Below are 20,811 nucleotides of genomic sequence, written 5' to 3'. Positions count from 1 at the left end.
CTCGGCGAGCACGATGACGACGAGGTAGAAGGCGCTGAAGAACAGGTTGAGCACCACCGCGCACACCACCGTGACCCGGATCCGGCGCTCCCGCCACACCCACCGCAGCCCGGCCAGCGCCTCCCGGCCCAGCGGGCCCACCCCGGCGGCGGACCGCTCGCGCCGGGGCAGCCGGACGAAGAGCAGCGCGACGAAGGAGAGCGTGTGTGTCACGGCGTCCACCAGGAAGGGCACGAACCGCCCCACGGCGAACAGGAACCCGCCGGTCGCGGTGCCCGCCAGCTGCCCCATCGAGGCACGTGCGGTGTTCATCGCCACCGCCGTGGGCAGATGCTCCTCCGCCACCAGGCTGGGCAGCGAAGCGCTCTCCGCCGGTTCGAAGAGCGCCGCGCTCGCCCCGAACACCGCCGCCACGGCCACCATGTGCCAGACGGTGGCCGCGCCCGCCCACACGGCCGCCACCAGGCTGATGGCGGAGACCGACTGGGCCGCCTCACAGCCCAGCATGATGGCCTTTCGGTCGTAGCGGTCCACCAGGACACCCGCCGGGAGTCCGGCCACCATCTGCGCGGCGGCGATGGTGCCCATCACCAGACCGGAGGCTGCGCCCGAGCCGGTGAGCGCGAGGACCAGCAGCGGAAACGCGATCAGCGCCGTGTGGAAGCCGAACTCCGAGAGCGCCTGACCGCCCCACAGCAGCCGGTAGTCCCGGTTGCGCGACAGCGGCACCGGCGGCGACACCGGCGGGGCCGCGGTCATACGGCGCCCCGGCAGTCCCCGGCGATCCGGCGCAGCGCCTCCGCGAAGTCCCCGGCCACCGCCTCCACGGTCGCCCTCTCGTGCACATCGGGGCGGTAGCGCCAGGTGAAGCCGAGCCGGCCGTCCTGCACCGCGCCCACCACCTCCAGCAGATGGGAACCGCCCTCGCGCGGATCGTGGTCCTGGCCGAACGAGCCGTGCTCGGCATGGACCAGACCGCCCTGGGACTCGGCCGACCGGGCGTCCCACTGGCCGAGGTAGTTGAACACGATCTGCGGCCCGGCGCCGTGCCGGGACAGCCGCTCGCGCAGCTCGGGTGGGCCGAAGGCGCGCAGCGCCCCGAAGCCGAAGCCGTTGCCCGGGACGGTCCGCAGCCGCCGCCGCACCGACTTGACCAGCCCTCGCCAGTCGGCCGGCCCGCCGTCGGGGAGGTCCGGCAGCTCGAAGGAGACCGGATACATGGTGGTGAACCAGCCCACCGTACGGGAAAGATCGACACCGTCCAGGATGTCCTCGCGCCCATGGCCCTCCAGCTCCACCGACACCCGCTCCTGGCCCGTCCAGCGGGACAGCGCCAGCGCGAGCGCGGCGAGCAGCACATCGTTGATGCGGGTGCGGTAGGCCGTGGGCGCCGAGCGCAGCAGTGCCTCGGTGTCCCGCTCGTCGAACTCGACCGGCAGCGTACCGATCTCGGGCCCGGGCGTGGCCATTTGATGGTCGACCGGCAGCGGCCGGGAGTCGAGTGCCTCGCACCAGTGGTCGGCCTCATGGTCCAGGCCACCCTCGGCCACATGCTCCGCGAGCCGCCGCGCCCAGTCGCGGAACGCGGTGGTCCTGGTGCCGAGGTCCACCGGATCGCCCCGCACGCCCTGCTGATAGGCGATGTCCAGGTCGTCCAGCAGAATCCGCCAGGACACCCCGTCGATGACCAGGTGGTGTGCGGTCAGGAAGAGGAACGGCCGCCGGGCCTCGCCGAACCGGAACAGCGCGGCCCGCAGCAGCGGCCCCCGGCCCAGGTCGAAGCCCGCGTGGAGGGCGTCGGCCGCCTTCTCCATCGCCGCGTCCGCCTCCCGCGCCGGCAGACCGGACAGGTCGTGGCGGTCCAGGACGGCGCCGTCGCCATCCGGTTCCGGGACGTGGCCGTGCCACTCGCCGCCGTCCTCGGTGAACCGGGTGCGCAGTGCGTCATGGTGGACCAGGAGCGCGGCCAGTGCCCCCTCCAGCGCCTTCTCGTCCGGCTCCTGGTGCAGCTCCAGCAGCGTGGACTGGTTGAAGTGGCGCGGATTCACGGTGTGGGTGGCGAAGAACCAGCGCTGGATCGGGGTGAGCGGAAGCGATCCGGTCACCGGCCCGGCACGGCCCTCGTCCCGCTCGGCCGTGGCCACGGTGGCGAGCCCCGCCACCGTCTGATGGGTGAACAGATCCTTGGTGGTCAGCCGCAGCCCGGCCTGCCGGGCGCGGGAGACCACCTGGATGCTGAGGATGGAGTCCCCGCCGAGCTCGAAGAAGTTGTCCTCCACGCCCACCCGTTCCAGACCGAGCACATCGGCCCAGATGTCCGCGATCCGGCGCTCCATCGGGGTGCGCGGGGCCACATGGCCCGCACCGGAGGTGACGGGCGCCGGATCCGGATCGGGCAGCGCCCGGCGGTCCACCTTGCCGTTGGCCGTGAGCGGAAGGGCGTCCAGAGTGGCGAACGCCGACGGCACCATATGGGACGGAAGGGTCCGCCCCAGGACGTCGCGCAGCGAGGCGGCGGTCGGCGAGGTACCCGGCGCCGGGACGACATAGCCCACCAGGCGCTTCCCGCCGGAGGGCTGCTCCGGGGTCGGGGCGGTCTCCCGTACGGCGACCACCGCTTCCCGCACCTCCGGGCTGCGCCGCAGCGCGCTCTCCACCTCGCCGAGCTCGATCCGGAAGCCCCGCACCTTGACCTGGTCGTCGGCCCGGCCGAGGAATACGAGCTCACCGTCGCCGGTCCACCGCACCACATCGCCGGTGCGGTACATCCGGCCGCCGGCCGGGCCGAACGGATCGGCCACGAACCGTGCGGCGGTCAGCCCGGGACGGCCCAGATAGCCCCGCGCCAGGCCCGTGCCCGCCACATGGAGCTCCCCGGCAACGCCCACCGGCACCGGGCGCAGCGCCTCGTCCAGTACGTAGACCCGGGTGTTCGGGATCGGCCGGCCGATCGGCGGCACCCCCGACCCGGCGGTCAGCGGCCCGGACCAGGTGCTCACCACCGTGGCCTCGGTCGGGCCGTAGGAGTTGACCATCCGCCGCCCCGGCGCCCAGCGGTCCACCAGCTCCGCGGAGCAGGCGTCGGCGCCGACGATGAGGGTCCGCAGATCCGGCAGCCCCGTCCGCCGATCCGCCTCCTCCACGGTGGCCAGCGCGGCCGGGGGGATCAGCGCATGGGTGATCCGCCGCCCGCGGAGCACCTCGGCCAGCCGCTCGCCCAGCAGCGGGCCCTCGTCGCCGATCACCAGCGCCGCGCCACGGGGCAGCGAGACACACAGCTCCAGGACGGAGGCGTCGAAGCTGGGCGAGGAGAACTGCAGCACCCGGTCCCCGGCCCGCACGTCGTAGTGCGCGGCCGCGGCGGCCGAGAAACTGGCGAGCCCGGCATGGGTGACCACGACCGCCTTGGGCACACCGGTGGACCCGGAGGTGTAGATGACATACGCCGGATGGTCCGGCGTCAGGCCACGGAGTGGCGGTGGCCCGGCGGGGCCCTCCTCGGCCCACACCGAGGCCGCGTCGTCGAGCACCACCGAGGGCGCGGCGTCCCGCAGCATGAACGCGACCCGCTCCTTCGGATAGCCGGGGTCGACCGGCAGGAACGCACCGCCCGCCTTCGCCACTGCCAGCTGCGCCACCAGCATCTCCACCGAACGCGGCAGCACCAGCGCCACCAGCCGCTCCGGCCCCACGCCCCGGCCGATCAGCCGGTGCGCCAGCCGGTTCGCGGCCACCTCCAGCTCGGCGAAGGTGAGATCGCCCTTCCCGTACCGCACGGCCGTGGCATCCGGGGAGACGGCCACCTGCCGCTCGAACAGCTCGCGCAGCGTGGCCCGGTCCACCTCCAGGCGGGTGTCGTTCCACTCGACCAGGGTGCGCCGCAGCTCGGCCGGGGTGGTCAACGGCAGCGCGCCCACCGGACGGTCCGGATCCTCGGCGATCCCGGCGAGCAGCGCCCGCAGGGCCGTGCCCATCCGCTCCACCGTCGAGGCGTCGAACAGGTCGGTGCTGTAGCCGATCAGCCCGCGCAGTACACCCTCCTCGGCCTCGGCGAACTCGAAGGTGAGGTCGAAGGCGGCGGTCTGGGTGTCGAGTTCCACGTCCGCCAGTTCCAGACCGGGCAGCTCCAGTGTCCGGCCCGGGGCGTTCTGGAGCACCACCATCGCCTGGAACAGCGGTGTCCGGCTGGTGTCCCGCACCGGCCGCACCTCGTCCACCACCCGTTCGAACGGCACCGCCTGATGGGCGAAGGCGTCCAGGACGGTGCCGCGCACCTCGGCCAGGAAGTCGCCGAAGCGGGCGTGCGGATCGACGGTGGAGCGCAGCACCAGGGTGTTCACGAAGAAGCCGATCAGCCGCTCCACCTCGGGGCGCTCCCGCCCCGAGGTGACGGTGCCCACCGCGATGTCCCGCCCGCCCGACAGCCGCGCCAGCAGGATCTGGGCCGCCGCCACCAGCGTCATGAACAGGGTGGTGCCCCGCGTCCGCCCGAACTCCTTCAGGCGCGAGCTCACCCCGGCGGGCACCGCGAACTCCACGGTGGCGCCGTTCTTCGTCCGCACCGCCGGGCGGGGCCGGTCGGTGGGCACCTCCAGCGGCGGCACCCCGGCCAACTGCCTTGTCCAGTAGGCCAGTTCCTCACTGGTGCGGGGGGCGGTGAGTTCGGTGCGCTGCCAGGCGGCGAAGTCCGCGTAACTCACCGGGAGCGGGGGCAGCGCCGCGGGTTCACCGCTCAGCGCCGCCCGGTACAGCTCCCGCAGATCGCCGGTGAGCACACCGGTGGACCAGCCGTCCGTGATGATGTGATGCAGCGTCAGGCTCAGCATGTGCTCCTGGGCGCCGAGCCGGATCAGCCCGGTCCGCAGCAGCGGGCCGCGCCGCAGATCGAACGGGCGCGCCCGTTCGTACGCCAGCAGCTCCCGCAGCTCCGACTCCCGCTCGGCGGCGGGGAGATGGGACAGATCGTACGGGTCGAGCCGGATCTCCCGGGGGTCGTGCACGATCTGCACCCCGCGGCCGTCCACCGCGTCGAAGGTGGTCCGCAGCGACTCGTGCCGGGCCACCAGCGCGGTCAGCGCCGCGCTGAGCGCGGCCACATCGAGGGCTCCCCGTATCCGCAGCGCCAGCGGGGTGATGTACTCGGCGCTGTCGGGGGCGAAGGAGTCCAGGAACCACAGCCGCTGCTGCGGATACGACAGCGGCAGCTCGCCGTCCCGGGCCACCGGTGTGATCGGGGCGGGCCGGTCCGCGCCGCGGCCGTCCGCGCGACCGAGCGCCTCGGCCAGGGCGGCGACGGTCGGATGGGTGAACACCAGGCGGGGCGACGGCTCCACCCCCAGCACCTCACGCAGCCGTGAGGTGAGCCGGATGGAGAGGATCGAGTCGCCGCCGAGTTCGAAGAAGTTGTCCCCGGCGCCGACGCGTTCGACCTCCAGCACCTCGGCCCAGACCGCCGCCACGGCCCGTTCGGCCCCCTCGCGCGGCGCCCGGTAGGGCGTGCGGCGGGTGTCCGGGGCCGGGGCGGGCAGCGCCGCGCGGTCCAGCTTCCCGGTGGGGCCGAGCGGCAGCGCCTCCAGCGGGACGACGGCGGACGGCACCATGTAGTCCGGCAGCCGCTCGGCCGCGTACGCCCGCAACAGGTCACCCTCCACCGGGGCGTCGCAGGCGGCCACCACATAGGCCACCAGCCGCTTGCCGCCTGGGCCGTCCGCGCGGGCCACCACCGCGACATCCGCCACCTCGGGATGCCCGGCCAGTACCCCCTCCACCTCGCCCGGCTCGATCCGGAAGCCACGGATCTTGACCTGGTCATCGGCGCGGCCGAGGAACTCCACCGTGCCGTCCGGGCGTCGCCGCGCCAGATCGCCGGTGCGGTACATCCGCTCCCCGGCCGGCCCGTACGGATCGGGGAGGAACGCCGCGGCGGTCGGACCGGGACGGCCGAGATAGCCACGCGCCACCCCCTCCCCGGCGACGAAGAGCTCGCCGACCACACCCGGCGGCACGATCCGCATCCTGGAGTCCAGGACGTGGACCCGCATGTTGTCCAGCGGCCGGCCGATCGGCACCACCTCGGGCACCTCGCCGGCGCGGGACATCGGGAAGTACGTGGCGAAGGTCGTGGTCTCGGTCGGTCCGTAGCCGTCCACCACGGTCAGCCCGGGGCAGCGGTCCAGCACCCGGCGCACCGAGGCCGCGGGCACCACATCGCCGCCGGTCCACACCTCGCGCAGCCCCGTGAAGCAGTCCGGCGCGTCCCCGGCCAGCAGCCGGAACAGCCCGGCGGTCAGCCAGAGCCCCGTCACCCCCTGCTCGGCCACCAGGCGGCGCACCGCGGCGGCGTCCAGCTCGTCCGATGTCACCACCACCCGGCCACCGTTCAGCAGCGGCACCCACATCTCGTAGGTGGCGGCGTCGAACGCCACCGGCGAGTGCAGCGGCACCCGCTCATGCCCGCCACCGGCGAAGGCACGGTCCAGGGCGAGCGCCGCCACATCGCGATGGCGCACCCCCACGGCCTTCGGCACACCCGTCGACCCGGAGGTGAACATCACATACGCCAGCTGGTCCCGGTGCACCGGGACCGCGGGCGCCACCGGCTCGCCCTCCCGGGCGGCGGCCACCTCCTCCGGCGCCAGCACGACCGCGGCGCCCGCCTGGTCCAGCAGCGTCCGCCGCCGATCGCGCGGGGCACGGACGTCCACCGGTACATACACCCCACCGGCCCTGACCACCGCGAGCTGGGCCACGACCAGCTCCACCGACCGGTCCATGAGCAGCGCCACCCGGTCCTCAGGCCGCACCCCGGACCGCAGCAGATGTCCGGCCAACCGCCCTGCCCATCCGTCGAGTTGGGCATAGCTGAGCGAGGTGGCGCCGTCGGTGACGGCGACGGCGTCCGGGGCCCGGTGGACCCGCTCGGCGAACAGCTCCGCCAGCGAACCCTCCGGCAGCGGCCGGGCGGTGGCATTCCACTCGCCGGCCGCCCGCAGGCGCTCCGCCTCCGTCAGCAGCGGCAGCTCGTCCAGCGACCGCCCGGCGCCGTCCGCGATCCCGGTGAGCAGCGTCGCCAGATGGGCCGCCGCCCGCTCCACCGTGGCCGCGTCGAACAGCGCCGGATCGTAGGCGAGGTCGAAGCCCAGCCGGTCGCCGAGATAGGCGCGCAGACATAGCGGGAAACTGGTGGAGTCCTCGGCCCGCACCTCCAGCACCCGGATTCCGGCACCGGCCGCCGACGCCTCGTCGAAGGGGTAGTTCTCGAACACCACCATGCTGTCGAAGAGCGCCTCACCGGCCGGGACCGCGCTGAGGGCCTGGATCCTGGGGAGTGCGACGAAGTCGAAGCGGCGGGACTCGGTCTGCTGCTCCTGGAGCTCCCGCAGCCACGCCACGACCTCACGGCCGCCCTCGGCCACGGCCCGGGTGGGGACCGTGTTGATGAACATGCCGACCATCGTCTCCACGCCCGGCAGCCCCTCCGGACGGCCCGAGACGGTGGTGCCGAACACCACGTCGCGCACACCGCCGTACCGCGACAGCAGCAGCGCCCACGCGCCCTGCACCACCGTGTTGACCGTCAGCCCGCCGCCGCGCGCGGTCTCCCGCAGCCGGGCGGACACCTCCTCGGTCAGCTCCAGCCGGGTCAGCGCGGTCGAGGTGGTGCGATGCGCCTCCCGCGGCGGCCGGTCGTACGGCAGCGGTGTGCGGGTGCCGAACCCCGACAGCACCTCGCGCCAATGCTGCTCCGCACGCTCCTGGTCCTGCTCACGCAGCCAGCGCAGGAAGTCCCGGAAGGCCCGGCGGGCGGGCGGCTGGGGTGAGCGCCCGGCCACGAGGGCCGCGTAGGTCTCGCACACCTCGGCGAAGATCTGGCCGGTGCTCCAGCCGTCGAGCATCAGATGGTGCGAGGTCCACACCAGCATGACCTCGTCATCGGGCAGCCCGGCCACCGCGATCCGGCTCAGCGGGGCCGAGGTGAGCTCCATCCCGGCGGCGCGGTCCTCGGCCAGTAGCCGCCGCAGCGCCTCCTCCCGCGCGGACGGCGTCAACTCCCGCCAGTCCAGCCGGACGGTGGGCAGGTCGGCCCGGCGGTGGACGACCTGGACCGGCTCGGCGAGCCCCTCCCAGCGGACGGAGCTGCGTAAGCCCGGCGTACGGTCCACCACCCGCTGCCAGGCGGCCGCGAAGGCGTCCGGGTCGGCGACCCCGCCGATCCGGATGGCGATCTGGTCGAAGTAGGCGCCACCGGTGTCCACGAGACCGTGGAAGAGCATGCCCGCCTGGAGCGGGGTCAGCGGATACACGTCCTCCACCGCGCCGCCGTCACCGGCGATCAGATCCACCTGGCGCTGGCCGAGCCGGGCGAGCGGGAAGTCGGACGGGGTGCGTCCGCCCGCGCCGGGCTCCGCGCAGTGCGCGACGATCTCCTTCAGCGCGGTCAGACAGTCCTCCGCGACCCGGCGCACGGTGGCCTCGTCGTACATCCGGGCCGGATAGCTCCAGCCCAGCTCCAGCCGCCCGTCCTGGACCGCCCCGGTGACCTCCAGCAGACACGGGCGGGTCTCCCCGGGCGCGGCGTCCTGGCCGGTCACGGGGAGGGCGGTGCGGTACAGGACCGGGGCGCTTTCGCCGGGCGCGGCCACATCCCACTGGCCGTGGTAGTTGAAGACGATCTGCGGCGATGGACCGCCCCGCAGCTCCCCGGCCGGGGAGTCCTCGGGGGCCAGATGGCGCAGCGCTCCGTGGCCGAGCCCGTGGTGCGGAACGGCCCGCAGCTGCTCCTTGACGGACCGGAGGGTGTCGCGCCACCCCGCCCCGGCGTCGACGGCCAGCGCGAGCGGGTACTCGGCGGTGAACCAGCCGACCGTACGGGAGAGGTCCAGGTCCTCGAAGAGATCCTCGCGGCCGTGCCCCTCCACTCCGATCAGCACCGTGTCCCCGCCGGTCCAGCGCGCCAGGCTCCGGCCGAGCGCGGCGAGCAGTACGTCGTTGATCCGCGTCCGGTAGACACCGGGGACCTGGCGCAGCAGCGCCTCGGTCTCGGCACGGCCGAGGACCGTGGTCACCGTGGCCGCCGTCTCATGGGTGTTGGGGCCCTCATGGTCGACGGGGAGCGCGGCGGGCGCGGAGCGTGCCACGCCCGTCCAGTACTCCAGGTCGGCGTCGAGCCCGCCGGAGCGCACATGGTCCGCCAGCCGGGCGGCCCACTGGGTGAAGGCACTGCTCGATGGGGGCAGGGTGGGCGCGCCACCGGCGGCGGCGCCGCGGTAGGCGGTCTCCAGATCGCCGAGCAGGACACGCCAGGAGACGCCGTCCACCACCAGATGGTGAGCGGTGAGCAGCAACTCGGGCGCCTGCCCGGGGCCGAAGGTGAACAGCAGCGCCCGCAGCACGGCCCCCTCGGCGATGTCCAGCCCCGTCTGGGCCGCGACCGTGGCCCCCCGTACGGCTTCGGCGCGTGCCGCGTCGTCCAGACCGGACAGGTCGTGCCGCTCCAGGACACCGCCGGGGGCGGTGGGCAGGACCTCCTGGCGCCACTGCCCGTCGACGACCAGGAAGCGGGTGCGCAGCGCGGCGTGGTGCGCCACCAGGGCGTCCACCGCCTGCCGCAGGGCGGCCTCGTCGAGGTCGCCGGTGAGCTCCAGCCGGTGGCTCATGGTGAAGTGGTGCCGGTCGCCGGGCCGCCGCCCGTCCAGGTACCAGTGCTGGATGGGCGTCAGCGGCGCCGGTCCGGCCACCGCCCCGGACGGCTCGGCGAGCGGCTGCCGCCGGGCCGTCTCGACGCTCAGCGCGAGTTCCGCGATGGTCTGGTGGCGGAAGACGTCCTTGGAGGTGAGCGTCAGCCCGGCCTGGCGGGCGCGGGAGACGATCTGGATGCTGAGGATGGAATCGCCGCCCAGGGCGAAGAAGTTGTCCTCCACCCCCACCTCGGGGACGCCCAGCACCTCGGCCCACACGCCCGCCAGCACGGTCTCGGCGGGGGTCCGGGGCGCCACATACGGCGAGCCCCGCTCCGGCCGGTCCGGGGGAGCGGGCAGTGCGCGCCGGTCCACCTTGCCGCTGTCGGTGCGGGGCATCCGGTCCAGCGTCACGAAGGCGGCCGGGACCATGTAGTCGGGCAGGGTGCGCTTGAGCAGGGCGCGCAGTTCCACCGGATCGGGGGAGTCGAGGGGATCGCGGGATTCGGCGGGATCGTGGGACTCGGCGGTCACCAGATAGGCCACCAGCCGCCGGTGGCCGGTGTCCTCGCGGGCCACCACCACCGCCTCCTGGACCGCCGGATGGCCCAGCAGCGCGGCCTCGATCTCGCCGGGCTCGATCCGGAACCCACGGATCTTGAGCTGTTCGTCGGCGCGGCCCAGGAACTCCAGCGTCCCGTCCGCCGTCCAGCGCGCCCGGTCACCGGTGCGGTACATCCGGCTGCCGGGAGGGCCGTACGGGTCGGCGACGAAATGCGCCGCGGTGAGCCCAGGGCGGCGCAGATAGCCGCGGGCGACCTGTGCCCCGGCCAGATGGAGTTCACCGGGGACGCCGGGCGGCACCGGCCGCAGCGCGCCGTCCAGGACGTACGCCCGCAGATTGCGGCCGGGCCGTCCGATGAGCGGACGGTCACCGAGACCGGCCAGGTCGCCGTAGACCGCGTCCACGGCGCATTCGGTGGGCCCGTAGAAGTTGTACGCCGCCACGCCCGGCACCGCGCGCAGCTCCCGCCACAGCGCCGCCCCGAGGGCCTCGCCGCCCACCATGACGATCCGGGGGCGGTGGCGGTCCCCGGCGAACAGCCCGGCCGCCATCAGCTCATGCAGATACGACGGGGTGACGTCGAGGAAGTCCAGGCCACGGGCGTCGACCAGGGCCACGAGGGCGGCCGGGTCGAGCCGTACCGCGTCGTCCACCAAGTGCACCTCCTGGCCCGAGGCCAGGAACACCGCGCCCTCCCAGGAGGTGTCGAAGGAGAACGCGGCGGTCAGCGCCGAGCGCAGCGGACGGCCCGCCTCGGCCTGGTGCGGGGCGATGAGCCCGGCCCGGTGGTCGAGGCAGAGGTTGACCAGCTGACGGTGTTCGACGGCGACGCCCTTGGGGCGGCCGGTGGACCCCGAGGTGTAGGTGATGTACGCGGTGTGCCCGGGCAGCAGCGGGCACAGCCGGTCCGCATCGGTGGGATCGGTGTCCGGCAGCCCGTCGAGGGGCGCGTCGCGCAGGACCTCCGGGGTGAGGACGACCTTGGGTGCCGCGTCTTCCAGCAGGAACCGCGCGCGTGTCGCGGGCAGCCCCGGGTCCACGTACAGCTGGGTACCACCCGCCTTGAGGACCGCGAGCAGGGCCACCATCAGCGCGGCGGTGCGCGGAAGCCTGACCGCGACCACCCTCTCCGGGCCCACGCCCAGGGCGATCAGATGGTGGGCCAGCCGGTTGGCGGCCGCGTTCAGCCCCGCGAAGTCGTAGGTGGCGTCGGAGGCCACCATCGCGGTGGCGCCCGGGGTGCGGGCGGCCTGCTCCTCGAAGAGCCGGGGGAAGGTGGTGTCCGGCACGGCGAGCGCGGTGTCGTTCCACTCCTCCAGCACCGTCCGCCGCTCCCCGGCGGTCAGCAGCGGCAGTTCGCCCACCCGGAGCGCGGGGTCCTCGGCCACAGCTTCCAGCAGCAGCCGCAGCTGACGGGCCATCCGCTCCACGGTGGCCGCGTCGAACAGATCGGTGTTGTACTCCACGAAGCCGGTCAGGCCGCCGAGGCCCGCCACGAAGTCGAAGCCCAGGTCGAAACCGGCGGTCCGGCCCGGGACCCGGACGGCCTCCACGGTGAGACCGGGCAGGTCGGGCACCTCGGCGCCCACGTTGTGCAACGCCACCATGACCTGGAAGAGCGGGGTGCGGCTGGTGTCCCGCTCCGGCTGGAGCGCGTCCACGATCCGCTCGAACGGCACGTCCTGATGGGCGAAGGCATCCAGCACGGTGCCCCGCACCCGGGTGAGCAGCTCCTCGAACGACTCGTCGGCCGCCACGCGGGTGCGCAGCACCAGCGTGTTCACGAACATCCCGACCAGATGCTCCAGTTCGGGCCGCTCCCGTCCCGAGGTCACGGTGCCCACCGCGATGTCCTCCTGCCCCGACCAGCGGGCGAGCAGCACCTGGCAGGTGGCGAGGAGCGTCATGAAGAGGGTGCCGTCGCGCCGCCGCCCGGCCGCGCGCAGCCGCTCCACCAGCGCGGCGGGCAGGGTGAGCTCCAGCAGCGCCCCGCATCTGGTCTGTACGGCCGGCCGCGGACGGTCGGTCGGCAGCTCCAGGGGCGCCAGATCCGCCAGCCGCGCCCGCCAGTACTCCAGCTGCGGCGCCATCCGCGCCGCGCCGCCGAGCGGATCGCGCTGCCACGCCGCGTAGTCGGCGTACCCCAGCGGCAGCGGGGCGAGGGCGGGTCGCCGCGCCCTGACCGCCGCGCCGTACAGCTCGCTCAGATCGGCGCTGATGACGGCCGTGGACCAGCCGTCCGTGACGATGTGGTGCATCGTCAGGGTGAGGACGTGCTCCTCGTCGTCCAGCCGGATCAGGGACGCCCGCAGCAGCGGCCCGGTGCGCAGATCGAAGGGGGTGGCGCCCTCCCGCTCCAGCAGCCGCTCCAGCTCCCGCTCGCGCTCGGCCACGGGGCGGGTCGTGAGGTCGTGCACCGGCAGCGCCACCGGGTACGGGTCGTGCACCCGCTGCACCCCGCGGCCGTCCACCTCGGCGAAGGTGGTGCGCAGCGGCTCGTGCCGGGCCACCAGGGCGTCCAGGGCGGTACGCAGTGCGGCGGTCTCCAGGCGGCCGCGCAGCCGCAGCGCGAACGGCGTCACATACTCCGTGCCGCCACCGTCGAAGGAGTCCAGGAACCACAGGCGCGCCTGCGCGAAGGACAGCGGCAGCTCCCCGTCCCGTGGCACGGCCGGGATGGTGTCCGCAGCCCCGCCAACCTCCGCCGTCGCGCCAACCTCCGCCGTCCCGCCGTCCTCCGGCGCGCTCAGCGCGGCGGCGAGCTCGGCCACGGTGGTGTGGGTGAACAGCGCGCGCGGGGTGACCTCGGTGCCGAAGGCCGTCCGCAGCCGGGAGGCCACCCGGATGGCCAGGATCGAATCGCCGCCCAGGGCGAAGAAGTCGTCCGTCGCCCCGGCCTCCTCGACCGGGAGCACCTCGGCCCACACCCGTGCCACCGTCCGCTCGGCCTCGGTGCGCGGGGCGATCCGCTCGGCGCTCGCCGCGAAGCCGTCCAGGCCGGGCGCGGGCAGCGCGCGCCGGTCCAGCTTGCCGTTGGCGGTCAGCGGCAGCGCGTCCAGCGCCACGAACGCCGCCGGGATCATCTGCGCGGGCAGCGACCGCTGGAGGAACTCCCGCAACTCACCGGCCCGCGGTGGCGCGGCCGAACCGGCGGCCACCACATAGGCCACCAGCCGCCGCACCCCGGGCTGGTCCTCCCGCACGGTCACCACCGCGTCGCCGACCTCCGGATGGGCGGCCAGCGCGGCCTCGATCTCCCCGGGCTCGATCCGGAAGCCGCGGATCTTCACCTGGTCGTCGGCGCGGCCCAGATACTCCAGCTCCCCGTCCGCGCTCCACCGGGCCCGGTCGCCGGTGCGGTACATCCGGCTCCCGGCGGGCCCGTACGGATCGGCCACGAAGCGGGACGAGGTCAGCCCCGGGCGGCGCAGATAGCCCCGGGCGAGCCCGGCCCCCGCCACATACAGTTCGCCGGCCGCCCCCGGCGGCACCGGCTCCAGCCGCTCGTCCAGCACATACACCCGCAGATCGGGGATGCCGGTACCGATGGCGCTCGCGGTGGCCGCCGCGACGGACGTCGCCGCGGAGTCGAGGGGGGCGTAGGTGACATGGACGGTGGTCTCGGTGATCCCGTACATGTTGACCAGCACCGGCGCGGTGTCCGGATGCCGCGCGTACCAGCCCGCCAGCCGCCGCGCGTCGAGCGCCTCGCCGCCGAACACCACGCGGCGCAGCGCGAGTTGAGCCCCCGGGTGCTCCTCGTCGGCGCGCATCAGCCCCTGGAAGGCGGACGGCGTCTGGCTGAGCACCGTCACCCCTTCGTCCGCCAGCAGCCGCAGGAAGTCTTCCGGGGAGCGGGAGACGGCGTACGGGACCACCACGAGCCGGCCGCCGTGCAGCAGCGGCCCCCAGATCTCCCAGACGGAGAAGTCGAAGGCGTAGCTGTGGAACAGCGTCCACACATCGCTCGCGTCGTACGAGAACCACTCCCGGGTCCGGGAGAAGAGCCGGACCACATTGGAGTGCGGGATCACCACGCCCTTGGGCACGCCCGTGGACCCGGAGGTGTAGATGGCGTAGGCGGGGCTCTCCGGGAGCGGCCCGGAACCGGCCGGGAGGGCGGCGGGCCGGCGCTCCAGATCGGCGATCAGGGCGGGGTCGTCCAGGCACAGCCGGGCCACGGCGGTGTCCGCGTCGTCGTCCGCACCCAGCCGTGCCGCGAGGGCCGAGGTGGTCAGCAGGGCCACCGGTTCGGCGTCGGCGAGCATCCGGGCGATCCGGCCGGACGGCTGGTCCGGGTCGAGGGGCAGATAGGCCGCCCCCGTCTTCAGCACCGCCACGATCGCCACGATCATCTCCGGCGAACGGGGCAGCGCCAGCGCCACATACCGTTCCCGCCCGGCGCCTTCGGCGATCAGCCGATGCGCCAACCGGCCCGCCCGCGCGGCGAGTTCGGCATACGACAGCGACACCCCGGCGCAGGAGACGGCGATGGCCCCGGGGGTGCGGGCGGCCTGCTCCTCGAACAGGTCCACCAGCGTCCGCTCCGGCGCCTCCGGGGCCGCGTCGCCGCCCCACTCCACCAGGATCCGCCGCCGCTCCTCGGCGGTGGTCCACGGAAGCGCCCGCAGCGGACGGTCGGGGTCGGCCGCGATCGCGGTGAGCAGCAGGCACAGCCGGTCGGCGAGCGCGGCCGCGGTCCGGGCGTCGAACAGCCCCGGGTCATAGCCGAGGTCGAAGCCCAGCCGGTCGGAGAGACGGGCCCGCAGACTCAGGCCGAAATTGGTGGCGTCGATCGAGCGGACCTCGACGATCCGCAGGCCCGCCTCGCGCGCCGAGGAGTCGTCAAAGGGGTAGTTCTCGAAGGCCACCATCGAATCGAAGAGCGGGGTCCCGGCCGGTATCTCGCTCCAGCCCGCCACCTGCGCCAGCGAGACGGATTCATGGCGCCGGGAGGCGGACTGCGCCATCTGGAGGTCCCGCAGCCAGTCCCCGGTGTCGCGGGCGGCGTCCACCCGCACTCGGGTCGGCAGGGTGTTGATGAACATCCCCACCATCGACTCGACCCCGGCCAGCTCCGCCGGGCGGCCCGAGACCGTGGTGCCGAAGACCACGTCCTCCTCGCCGACGTACCGGGACAGCAGCAGCGCCCAGGCGCCCTGCACGATCGTGTTGACGGTCAGGCCGCCGCTGCGGGCCGTATGGCGCAGCTCCTCCGACACCTCGGGGGTGAGCGACACCGCCACGGTCGCCGAGGACCGGGCCCGGTGGGACTCCACGGCCTTGCGGTCGGCGGGGAGCGGGGTCGGGGCGGTGAAACCGGCGAGCACATCCCGCCAGTGGCGCTCGGCCTCCTGTCCGTCCCGCCCGTCCAGCCACTGCAGATAGTCGCGGAACGGGCGGCGGGCGTGGAGCGCCGGAGCACGGCCCTGGGCGGCCGCGGTGTACCGCTCGCACACCTCGGTGAACACCTGCGCCAGGCTCCAGCCGTCCAGGACCAGATGGTGCGAGGTCCACATCAGCGCCACCCGGGCGCCGGTCAGCCGGGCGATGGCCAGCCGCATCAGCGGCGGTGCGGTCAGATCGATGCCCCGGGCCAGGTCCTCGGCCCGGAACCGCTCCAGCTCGGCCTCGCGCCGCTCCTCCGGCAGCCCGCGCCAGTCCAGCTGTGTCACGGGCACCTCGGCCCGGTGGCGGACGATCTGCAGCGGCCGCCCGACACCCTCCCAGACGACGCCGGTACGGAGCACCGGTGTGCGGTCCACCGTCTCCTGCCAGGCGCGGGCGAACGCCTCCGGGTCGCCCACCCCGTCCAGGATCAGCGTGGCCTGGTCGAGGTAGACGTCCTCCTCGCCGCCGACCAGCCGGTGGAAGAGCATGCCCTCCTGAAGCGGGGTCAGCGGATAGACGTCCTCGATCCGGCGTCCGTCGCCCACCAGCCGGTCGACGGCGGCCTGGTCCAGCCGGGCCAGCGGGAAGTCGGAAGGGGTACGGCCGCCCGCGTCCGGTCCGTCGCAGTGCGCCACGATCTCCCGCAGCGCCGTGAGCATCCCGTCCGCGAGCCCCCGCACCGTGGCCACGTCGTGGACCCGGTCGGAGTACAGCCAGGTCAGCTCCAGCTCACCGTCCGCCACCACGGCGGACACATCGAGCGGATACACCGACGGCTCGTCGGCGGCCAGATCCCGACCCAGGCTCTCCCCGGTGAGCGTGAACGCGCCGCCGTCCCCGCCCGAGTCCCACTGGCCGTGGTAGTTGAAGCAGATGCCCGGCAGCGGCCCGTCGGCGAGCGCCCGCGCGGGGGAGTCCGGGGCGCTCAGATACGCCAGCGCCTCATGGCTCAGCCCCCGGTGCGGCACCGCGCGCAGCTGCTCCTTCACCGACTTCAGCACCGCGCCCCAGCCGTCCCCGGGCAGCGTCAGCGCCACCGGGTACTGCGTGGTGAACCAGCCCACGGTCCGGGACAGATCGACGGCCGCGTCCAGCTCCTCGCGGCCATGGCCCTCCATGGCCACCAGCACCCGGTCCTCGCCCGTCCACCCGGCGAGCACCCGCCCCAGCGCGCCGAGGAGCACATCGTTGATCTGTGTCCGGTACACGCCGGGCACCCGGCGCAGCAGCCCGTCGGTGACCTCGCGGTCGAGCGTCACACGCACGGTGTGGGTGGACCCGGCGGTGGCCGTACCGGGACGGTCCACCGGAAGGTCCGCGCCGCCCGCCCGCCGTACGCCCTCCCAGTACGGCAGATCGCCGTCCAGCTCGCCCTCCCGCACCCGCTCGCCCAGCCGATGGGCCCAGGTGGTGAAGGGGGTGGAGGCGGGCTCCAGGCGCACCGGCTCCCCGGCGGCCGCCTGCCGGTAGGCGCTCTCCAGATCGCCCAGCAGAATGCGCCACGAGACGCTGTCCACGGCCAGGTGGTGCACGGTGAGGAACAGCCGCGGCCGGGCCCCCGCCCCGCGCAGCAGCAGGGCGCCCCGCAGCAACGCCCCTGTGGTCAGGTCGAGTTCGGCGCGGGCGGCCTCGGCGGCCGCCTCGGCCGCCGCCGTCTCCTCGGCACCGCCGAGCCCCGACAGATCGTGGCGGCGCAGCACCGGTCCGCCCGGCGCGCCGTCCGCGAGCTGCCGCCACCCGCCGCCGTCGCCCTGGACAAACCGGGTGCGCAGGGCCGGGTGGTGCGCCACCACGGCGTCCAGCGCGGCCTCCAGTGCGCCCTCGTCCAGGTCGGACGGCAGATCGAGGACCATCGACATGGTGAAGTGGCGCAGCGGGCCATGGGTGGCGAAGAACCAGTGCTGGATCGGGGTGAGCGGCGCCGGGCCCGCCACCTCCGCCGGTTCGTCCCCGGCGGCTTCGGGCGCGTTGCGCGGTGCCACGGCGGCGGCCAGCTCGGCGATGGTCTGGTGCAGGAAGACATCCCGCGAGGTGAGCGCGAGTCCGGCCTGGCGGGCGCGGGAGACGATCTGGATGCTGAGGATCGAATCGCCGCCCAGCTCGAAGAAGTTGTCGTTCACCCCCACCGTCCGGGCGCCCAGCACCTCGGCCCAGATCCGCGCCAGCTCCCGCTCCGCCTCGGTGCGCGGCGCGGTGGTGTCCCGCTCCGGCCGGTCCGCGTCCAGCCGTGGGGCGGGCAGCGCCCGGCGGTCCAGTTTGCCGCTGGTGTTGAGCGGCATGGCGTCGAGGGCGACGAAGGCACCGGGGACCATATGGCCGGGCAGGGTGCGCCCGAGAGCCGCGCGCAACTCACCGGAGGCGGGCGGCTCACCACCGGGCGCGGGCACGTAGTAGGCGGCCAGCCGGGCGTGGCCGCGGTCGTCGGTCACCGCGACGACGGCCGCCTCCGCGACGGCCGGCAGATCGAGCAACGCCGCCTCGACCTCGCCCGGTTCGATCCGGTGGCCCCGGATCTTCACCTGGTCGTCGGCCCGGCCGAGGTAGTCCAGCTCCCCGTCCGCGGTCCAGCGGGCCAGGTCCCCGGTGCGGTACATCCGGCTCCCGGCGGGCCCGTACGGATCGGCCACGAAGCGGGACGCGGTCAGCCCCGGACGGCCCCGGTACCCCCGGGCCACCTGCTCACCCGCCAGATACAGCTCACCCGCCACCCCCACCGGCACCGGCTGGAGCCGGGAGTCGAGCACATGGGCGCGCAGATTGCCCAGCGGGCGGCCCACCACCGGACGCCCCGCGCCGCCGATCCGGGCGGCGAGCGCGTCGATGGTGCACTCGGTCGGACCGTAGAAGTTGTACGCCGTCGTCCCCGGCGTGTCCGCCAGCCGCCACCACAGCGACGAACCGATGGCCTCGCCGCCCAGCATCAGCACCCGCGGCCGGTGCCGGGGGTGGTCCAGCAGCCCGGCCGGGAGGAGCTGCCGCAGATACGAGGGTGTGAGGTCGAGGAAGTCGATACGGTGCTCGGCGACACGCGCCACGAGCGCGGCCGGGTCGAGCCGGTTGGCCTCGTCGATGAGGTGCAGCTCATGGCCGTCGGCCAGCAGCAGCAATCCCTCCAGCGAGGTGTCGAAGGAGAACGACGCGGTCAGCGCCGCGCGCAGCGGTCCGCCGCCCGCCTCGGCCACAAAGCCCTCGCGGTGGCCGACCAGCAGATTGACCAGCGACCGGTGCTCCACGGCCACCCCCTTGGGGCGGCCGGTGGAGCCCGAGGTGTACAGGACGTAGGCGGCGCTGTCGGGGTGCAGTGCGGCGGTCCGGTCCGCGTCCGTGGGATTCGCCACCGGCAGCGTGGCCGGGACGGCGCGCAGGGCGGTCTCGTCGAGCACCAGCGCGGGCTCGGCGTCGGCGAGGAGGAACGCGAGGCGCTCGGCGGGCAGTCCGGGATCGAGAGGCAGATAGACCCCGCCCGCCTTGAGCACACCCAGGATCGCCACGATCATGTCGGAGGTCCGGGGCAGCTTCACCCCGACGACGCGCTCCGGGCCCACGCCCTGGGCGATCAGATGGTGGGCCAGCCGGTTGGCGGCGGCGTTCAGCTCCGCGAAGTCGTAGGTGGCGTCGGAGGCCACCAGCGCCGTGGCCTCCGGGGTACGGGCCGCCGCCGCCTCGAACACCGCCGGGAACGCGGCCGGTTCGACCGCGAGCGCGGGGCCGTGCCCGACGGCCGTCATCCGCCGTCGCTCCCCGTCGGTGAGCAGCGGCAGCTCGCGCACCGGCCGGTCCGGTTCGGCGGCCACCCCGTCCAGCAGCACCAGCAGATGTCCCGCCATCCGCTCGGCGGTCGCCTGATCGAACAGCTCGGTGCTGTACTCCAGCAGCCCCCGCAACTCCTCCCCGTCCTCGACGAATTCGACGCTGAGGTCGAAGGTGGCCGACCGCCGGGGCACGGCCACGCTCGTCGCGGCCAGGCCGGACAGCCGGGGCGCGCTCCTCGGGGCGCTGTGCAGCAGGACCATCACATCGAACAGCGGATTGCGGCCCGCCTCCCGGCGCGCCCCCACGGCCTCCACCAGCCGCTGGTACGGCGCCTCGTCATGGGCGAAGGCGTCCAGCACCGTGGCCCCGGCGTCGGCCAGCAGCTCACGGTAGGAACGGGCCGTGTCCACCGCGGAGCGCAGCACCACCGTGTTGACGAAGAAGCCGACGGCGCGCTCGAGTTCGGTGCGGCCACGGCCGGAGGTGACGGTGCCGATGGCGATGTCGTCCTGTCCCGACCAGCGGGCGAACAGCCCCTGACAGGCGGCGACCAGCGCCGTGAACAGCGTGGTCCGCTCGTGTGCCGCGAGCGCCCGCAGCCGGTCCGCGGTGGCGCGGCCCACGGTGAACTCGTGGATCGCCCCCGCCGAGGTGGGCGCAGCGGGCCGGGGCCGGTCGGTGGGCAGCTCCAGCGGGACGACGCCGTCCAGCCGCCCCTTCCAGTAGTCGAGCTGGCGGTCCAGGGCGGCCCCGGAGAGCCGCTCCCGCTGCCACACGGCGAAGTCCGGGTACTGCACCGGCACCGGGGGCAGCGGGTCCGCGCCGGGCCCGGCGTCGTAGAGCGCGCACAGCTCGTCCTGCAGCACCCCCATCGACCAGCCGTCGGTGACGATGTGATGGGCCGTGAGCAGCAGCACATGCGCGTCCTCGGCCAGGCGGATCAGCAGCGCCCGCAGCGCCGGACCGGTCCGCAGCTCGAACGGCCGGGCGTACTCGGCCAGCAGCAGCCGGTCCAGCGCCTCCGGATCCCGGTCGTCGCCGGTGAGGCCGGCCACCGGCAGCGGGACGGGCGCGGCCGGGCGCACCACCTGGGCGGGCCGGCCGTCGAGGTCGTCGAACGTGGTCCGCAGCGCCTCATGGCGCTCCACCAGGGCATCCAGCGCCCGGGAGAGCGCCGCCACGTCCAGCGCGCCGGTCAGCCGCAGCGCCAGCGCGCTGTTGTACCCGGCCTCCTCCGGCTGGAGGGTGTGCAGGAACCACAGCCGCTCCTGGGCGAAGGACAGCGGCAGCGGCCGCGCGCGGTCCGCGCGGGGGATGGCGTCGGCGCGCCCGGCCTTGCCCGCGAGGCGGCGGCGCAGCGCCTCCCGCAGCTCCTCGGGCAGGGCGGAAGCGCGGTCCTTCCTCGAAGACGTCATGTCGTCCTTC

General features: G+C 74.4%; 2 protein-coding genes. Both read right to left on the bottom strand.

Going from position 1 to position 20,811, the window contains the following annotated elements:
- Positions 1–759: MFS transporter (locus GWI24_RS07690; RefSeq protein WP_210945143.1), on the bottom strand; the 759-nt coding region annotated here is incomplete at its 3' end.
- On the bottom strand, positions 756–20,801 hold the full coding sequence (locus tag GWI24_RS07685; protein WP_210945142.1) for a non-ribosomal peptide synthase/polyketide synthase: 20,046 nt from the start codon (positions 20,799–20,801) through the stop codon (positions 756–758). The genes GWI24_RS07685 and GWI24_RS07690, both read right to left, overlap by 4 nt.
- Positions 20,802–20,811: the final 10 nt, after the last annotated feature.

The sequence above is a fragment of the Streptomyces sp. MK37H genome (assembly GCF_018035285.1).
In the GTDB taxonomy this organism is placed as follows: domain Bacteria; phylum Actinomycetota; class Actinomycetes; order Streptomycetales; family Streptomycetaceae; genus Streptomyces; species Streptomyces endocoffeicus.
The sequence above is the reverse complement of the archived record's forward strand: the minus strand, read 5'-3'. Positions and strand labels throughout refer to the sequence as shown.